At 71.6% G+C, this 4,557-nt stretch carries 5 protein-coding genes; 1 reads left to right on the top strand and 4 read right to left on the bottom strand.

Annotated elements, in window-relative coordinates:
* Nucleotides 1–295: 295 nt before the first annotated feature.
* Nucleotides 296–1,243 (top strand): threonine/serine dehydratase, encoded by a 948-nt coding sequence (locus ACFWPJ_RS25530; protein WP_378854917.1) that lies wholly within the window; start codon nucleotides 296–298, stop codon nucleotides 1,241–1,243.
* Nucleotides 1,244–1,261: 18 nt separating this feature from the next.
* Here ACFWPJ_RS25530 and ACFWPJ_RS25525 read toward each other — a convergent pair whose 3' ends face one another.
* The 4 genes from ACFWPJ_RS25525 to ACFWPJ_RS25510 form a co-directional block, all read right to left on the bottom strand.
* Entirely contained in the window at nucleotides 1,262–2,116 is an 855-nt protein-coding gene (locus tag ACFWPJ_RS25525) for an SDR family oxidoreductase (RefSeq protein ID WP_378854916.1), read from the bottom strand.
* A gap of 34 nt (nucleotides 2,117–2,150) precedes the next feature.
* A complete protein-coding gene (locus ACFWPJ_RS25520; RefSeq protein ID WP_378854915.1) occupies nucleotides 2,151–2,834 on the bottom strand; it encodes an FHA domain-containing protein in 684 nt (227 codons plus the stop codon).
* A 1-nt stretch (nucleotide 2,835) separates the two neighbouring features.
* Nucleotides 2,836–4,125, bottom strand: a complete 1,290-nt coding sequence (locus ACFWPJ_RS25515) for a VWA domain-containing protein (RefSeq protein ID WP_378854914.1) — start codon at nucleotides 4,123–4,125, stop codon at nucleotides 2,836–2,838.
* Nucleotides 4,122–4,557, bottom strand: a 436-nt coding sequence (locus tag ACFWPJ_RS25510) for a PP2C family protein-serine/threonine phosphatase (RefSeq protein WP_378854913.1), incomplete at its 5' end; no start/stop codon positions are given. The genes ACFWPJ_RS25510 and ACFWPJ_RS25515, both read right to left, overlap by 4 nt.

Here is a 4,557-nt window from a genome sequence, read left to right as displayed (position 1 = left end):
TCATGCCCGCACCTCGCTGTGGCCAGGTTCGGGCATGACCGCCGAGGCGGCTGTGTTGTTCCACCGCTCGTTGCGCTCGCTCATGTGCACATCCTTTGCTGACACGCCGGGACGTGCGCCGGATCACCTGGGGAGTTCGCGTCCCCAGACCGACACGACATCCCGTCTTCGAGCTCGTTACCGATCCGTTATGTACCCAGGGTCGGGGCAGCGTAAACCCTCCGTAACAATTCGCCCGGTCAGCGCCCGATCCGAAGCGCGGTCCGCGTGCCCGTCGCGGTGGCATAGTCGAGTGGTGACACCGACCTATGACGACATCGAAGCGGCCGCGGCGCGGATCGACGGGCTGGTCCGCCCGGTCACCGTCGCACCGGCCGCTCCCGGCGCCGATCCGCTGTGGTTCGCACTGGAGTTCCTGCAGTTCACGGGCACGTTCAAGGCGCGTGGCGCGCAGAATTTCGTGCGCGCGCACGCGGCGGCGGGGACGCTGCCCGAGGCCGGTGTGACGATCGCCTCAGGTGGCAACGCGGGGCTGGCGTGCGCGTGGGCCGCGCGCGAGGCCGGGGTGCCGGCGACGGTGTTCCTGCCCGACACCGCTCCCCCGGTGAAGATCCGTCGATTGCGTGACTACGGCGCCGAGGTGCGACTGATCGGTCCGGAGTACAAGCAGGCGCTGGCGGCGTGCCAGGAGTTCGCCGCCACCAGTGGCGCGCTCTCGTCGCACGCTTTCGACCATCCGCTGATCGCCGCGGGCGCGGGCACACTCCTGCGCGAGATCCACGCGCGGGTGCCCGATCTCGACACGGTGCTGGTCGCGGTCGGTGGTGGTGGACTGTTCACCGGAACGGCGATCGCCGCGCAGCACGCGGGGATCCGCACGGTGGCGGTCGAGCCCGAGAACTGCCGCTTGCTGAATGCGGCGCTCGAGGCGGGCAGGCCGGTGGACGTCGCGGTCGACTCGATCGCGGCTGATTCCCTCGGCGCGCCGCATGTCTCGGCGATGGCGCTGGCCGCCGCACAGCACGAGAGTGTGCGCTCGGTGCTGGTCGGGGACGACCTGATCCGCCGTGCCCGCAGGCAGCTCTGGGACGAGCATCGCATCGCGGTCGAGTACGGTGCGGCCACCGCGATGGCGGCCCTGCTCGACACTGGTTCGGGCGCCGCCTATCGACCCGAGCCGGGCGAGCGGGTGTGTGTCATCCTGTGCGGAGCCAATACCGACCCCTCGGACCTGGTCCGTTAGCCGCGCGGTCTCGACCCGTCAGCGGACCAGTTCGTTCTTGGTGGCGTAGTTGGTCATCGCCGCGTTGAGGCCGCGCATGGCCAGCGTGTAACCGAAGGGGAAGTAGCGCTGACCCCAGTGGGCGAGGTGGATGTCGCGGGAGGTGTAGACCCAGTAGCGGTTGCGCTCGACACCCTTGACGACGGCGGCGGCGGCCTGCTCGGGGGTGACGGCGTGGCGCAGGAACAAGCGCATCGCCTTCTGCAGGGCGGCGCTGTCGCGGTCGACGCCGGCGATGTCGAGGCTGTCGACCATCGGGGTCGCCATCGCGCCGGGGCACACCAGGCTGACGCCGATCTTGTGGCGGCGCAGGTCGAATCGCAGGACCTCCGAGACGCCACGCAGGCCGAACTTGGTGGCACTGTAGGGCGCGTGCCAGGGCAGACCGAACAGGCCCGCCGCGGAGGACACGTTGACCAGATGGCCGCCGCGCTTGGCCGCGATCATCGGCGGGACGAACTCCTCGATGACGTGGATCGGGCCCATCAGGTTGATGTCGACGGTGCGGCGCCACTGCTGGTGGGTGAGCTTGTCGACGGTGCCCCAGGTGGCGATGCCCGCGACGTTCATGACGATGTCGACGTGGCGCACCGCTTCGAAGGTGTGCGCGGCCAGGCCGACGACGGCGGAATGGTCGCTGACGTCGGCGGCGTGGGCGAGATGCACCGTCGCGCCCGTGGCGCGCAGTTCGGCGGCCGTCTCGTCGAGCGCGTCGGCGGTGATGTCGGTGAGCACGAGGGCGGCGCCTTTGGCTGCGGCCGCGAACGCGGTGGCGCGGCCGAGGCCGCTGGCGGCGCCCGTGATCAGGCAGGTCTTCCCGTCGAACTTCGTCATGGCCCCGACCCTACGGTTTGGTGAACAGATACGTCTATGGCCCGGTGCCGATCGCGATGGTGGTCCAGCCGCCGACATGGATCCGGCTGCCGTCGCGCAGCGCGACCGCGACCTGGGGTGCGATCGGCGCGTCGGCGCCGTCCAGGCTGGTCCCGTTGGTGGAGCCGAGGTCGGTGATGGTGAGCCCGCCGCCCGGATCCACCTGGATCATCGCATGCGCGCGCGACACCCCGATGTCGACCGGCGCGATTCCGAGGTCTATCTCGGGCACGATCCCCTGCGATGCCGACCGTTTTCCGATCAGGAACTGGTTGCCGTGCAACACGATTCGGCGTTCGGGAGAGAAGTCGGGGAAATCGACCCGCTCGGCGTCGGGGCCCTTGCGCGCCCGGACCCGGACGTAGAAGTCACGGTCGGCGAAGACGCGCGCGACCCAGACCGGTGCCGCGCTGTCCGTCGGGTGAACCTCGTCCGGGCCGGGAGTGCGGAGCACGGTCGGGTCCGCACCGTGGTGTTCGACAGGCGCTGCCCGCGGGGGTGCGGGCAGGGCCGAATCGTGGCCGCAGACCTCGCAGAACCTGCCGCTGGTCGGTGTGGCGCAGGACGAGCACAGCCGCAGTCCGGCCGGATCCGGCGCGGGGGCGCCGTCCAGGGCCGACCCGCACACATCGCAGTAGTCGATCGCCTGCGACAGATGTCCGTCCGCGCAGACCGGCATGTCAGGCCCCCTCCGGCCGGACGCGCGCCGTCTTGGTCGAGCGGATGTCGAGCGCGAGTTCGTCGGCGGCGGCGACCTCGCCGCGCAGCTTGACCGTGCCGTCGCGGTCGTCGACCTCCACCACGCCGCGCAGCAGCTTGGCGGTGGATTCGTGGCCGGAGGCGGCCGCCAGTTCCACCGCGCGCCGCAGCTTGGCGGTGGCGGTGGTCACGTCGCCGCTGCGGCGGGCCGCCAGACCCTCCTGCACGGCCTGGGCGAGTTCGACCTGTCCGGTGTAGTGGGCGACGCGGGTGCTGATCCGGGTGGACAGCGTGGTGTCGGTGGTCCACACCGCGCGCACGAGACCCTGGCCGAGAATGTCATCGCCGGCCAGCACGCTGAGCCTCGCGGCCAGTTTCTCGCGGCCGGGTGCGGCCGGTTCCAGTTCGATCTGCACGTGGTATTCGCGTTCCTCGGCCGCCCAGGACGAGAGTGGGTACTCCCCCACCTGCGGGCCGGTGTCGGCGCGGCGGGCGGTGAGGTCTTCCAGGACCGGCGAGACCTGCTTGACCATCCGGACCCGCGCGCCCGCCGGGGTCCACACCTTCAAGGTCAGCTCGGGGATCACGCGGGCGACCGAGGAGCGCATCATCTTCGCGAAGTCGGCGGCCAGGTCCTTGGGGTCGGCCACCATGTCGGCGTCGCCGGACAGCTTCGAGGAGATCTTGTGCAGGTCGGCGGCCATCCAGTCGTCGCCGACACCGCGGCAGTCGCAGACGAAAAGGCCTTCGGCACGGTCGAGTTCGGTGGTCAGCTGCTCGGGCGACTCGTGCTCGTTCTTGCCGTCGGTGAGCAGGATGGCGTGCGCCTGCGCGCCGGGGTGCGCGGCGGCGACCTGGCGGGCCAGGGCCAGCCAGGAACCCATGGCGGTGCCGCCGTCGGGACGCAGCCGGTCCAGTGCCCGGCGGGCCGCGCTGCGGTTGCCGCGGTCGGCGGGGGCCGACATGCCCTGGGTGGGGTAGATCATCCTGGCCTGTTCGGTGCCCTCGATGATCGCGAACGCGGTGCCGTCGGGGATCTCGTCGAGCGCGGTGCGGGTCGCGTTGCGCGCGTTCTCGAACTTGCGCTTGTTGCCCATCGAGCCCGAGCAGTCGATGATCAGGATCTCCAGCCGCGGCGGCGGTACCGCGGCGACCGCGAGCTCGGGGCCGGTGGTCACCGTGAGTACCGCGTCCACCACGCTCGCCCCTTCGGCGAGGAACTCGTTCTGGTCGACGGCGATCGACATACCTTCGGTCCCTGTAGCACTCATGACACTCCTGGATCGTGCGATACGGCACCGGGCGCGGGCACCGGGGCCAGCGCGACCGTGATGTTGTCGCTGCCGCCGCTGTTCAACGCGAAGTCGGCGAGCGCGCGGGCAGCGGCCTGCGGCGAGGTCTCGACGGTGAAACCGGCGAGGGCGACGGCGTCGGGCAAGTAGTTCCACAGGCCGTCGCTGCACAGCAGCAGGGTGCCGGGTTCGGTGGCGACCATGCGCTGCAGGCAGTGCGCCGACCACGGCGCTTCCCCGCCGTCGGCGCCGAGCCAGCGCAGCAGGGTGTGCGCGCGGGGGTCGTGCATGGCGGCTTCCTCGTCGAGTGCGCCCGGGGGGGGGCGGGCGGGGGGGGCGGGGGGGGGGCGCGGGGGGGGCCGCCCGGCGGGGGGGGGGGGGGGGCCCCGCGGGGCGCGCCGCGCCGCCGGG

It is taken from the genome of Nocardia sp. NPDC058497, from assembly GCF_042720195.1.
Classification (GTDB): Bacteria; Actinomycetota; Actinomycetes; order Mycobacteriales; family Mycobacteriaceae; genus Nocardia.
The sequence above is the reverse complement of the archived record's forward strand: the minus strand, read 5'-3'. Positions and strand labels throughout refer to the sequence as shown.